Source organism: Clostridium sp. Marseille-P2415, assembly GCF_900155545.1.
In the GTDB taxonomy this organism is placed as follows: Bacteria; Bacillota; Clostridia; order Lachnospirales; family Lachnospiraceae; genus Lacrimispora.
On the sequence record NZ_LT732521.1, the window covers coordinates 1 to 1,093 of the forward strand.

A 1,093-nucleotide genomic window follows, 5' to 3' on the forward strand; every position below is an offset into this window, starting at 1 on the left:
ACTCTTCGCCAGTGGCTAAAAGGAAATCAACATATCAAAGCAGTAACCAGGGATCGGGCAAGTGCATATGCAAAAGTAATCAGTGAAGAGCTTCCTGATGTCATGCAGGTAGCCGATCGTTTCCATCTGCATCAAAATCTTCTTGATGCCGTAAAAGGTGCCTTAAACCGTGCAGTACCCGCTAATATAACAGTAATTCATGATAGTCATGTTGCGAAATCTGTAAAAAATTGTGATGCTTGTAAAAAAAATCGTTTCGACTGTGGATAACTTTTCTCCTCGAGAACAAAAACGTTATCAAGTCATTTGCCAGATTCAAACTTTTTTAAAAGAAGGCTGCAGTTATCGTGAAATAGCCAAACGGATGGGTATAAGCCGAAGAACAGTCGCAAAGTATAGAGCCGGTAATCCAAAGGAACTTTGCGAATCTGGAATTAATCAAAGTAAGTTGGACGTTTACAAGGACGAAATAATTAAGTGTCTACATAATGGATATAGTAAAAGCAAGACAGTAAAACGCTTGTATTCACTAGGATATCGTGGGGCTAAAAGTACAGCCTTTGATTATCTTGTAAAAATAGAAAGATATAAAATACAGAATTTTGCACCACAACCATATGTCAGAACTTATACCGAGGGAATGAAATATAAAGCTGGATCAAAAGGTAAAAGCGCTGATTATATAACTAGAGCAGGAATTTTCCAATATCTTTGGATGAATGATAATCAACTAACACCGGAGCATAAAGATTATATTCTCAAAACTTACCCGATGGTATGGGAAATCCTGAGCTGTATTCGGAGTTTCCGTAATGTTTTTATCCGTAGAAGCATGCCCGGGTTATATCTTTTTATTGAACGATATAGTAATAGTGCCATTCCTGAATTAAAATCTTTTGCCAAAGGCTTACAGCGAGATATAAAAGCTGTCGAAAATGCGGTAGCATCTGATTTGAGTAATGGATTTGTGGAGGGAATTAACAGTAAACTTAAGATGGTGAAACGTACTATGTATGGCAGATGCAGTAGAAAACTTTTGAGTGCCAAAATGATATTGAGATGCTAATGTATAACGGACATTTGCGGAAGAACC

Annotated in this window: 2 protein-coding genes; both read left to right on the forward strand. The window is 37.2% G+C overall.

The window, feature by feature from the left end:
- A partial coding sequence (locus tag BQ9856_RS00035; RefSeq protein WP_235839081.1) for a transposase occupies nt 1–270 on the forward strand: 270 nt, incomplete at its 5' end.
- Nucleotides 236–1,066, forward strand: a complete 831-nt coding sequence (locus tag BQ9856_RS00040) for a transposase (RefSeq protein WP_077609165.1) — start codon at nt 236–238, stop codon at nt 1,064–1,066. The genes BQ9856_RS00035 and BQ9856_RS00040, both read left to right, overlap by 35 nt.
- Nucleotides 1,067–1,093: the final 27 nt, after the last annotated feature.

Excerpts from the sequence above, each read along its gene's own strand:
- BQ9856_RS00040 (WP_077609165.1), top strand. The coding sequence starts at position 236 with ATGCTTGTAAAAAAAATCGTTTCGACTGTGGATAACTTTTCTCCTCGA.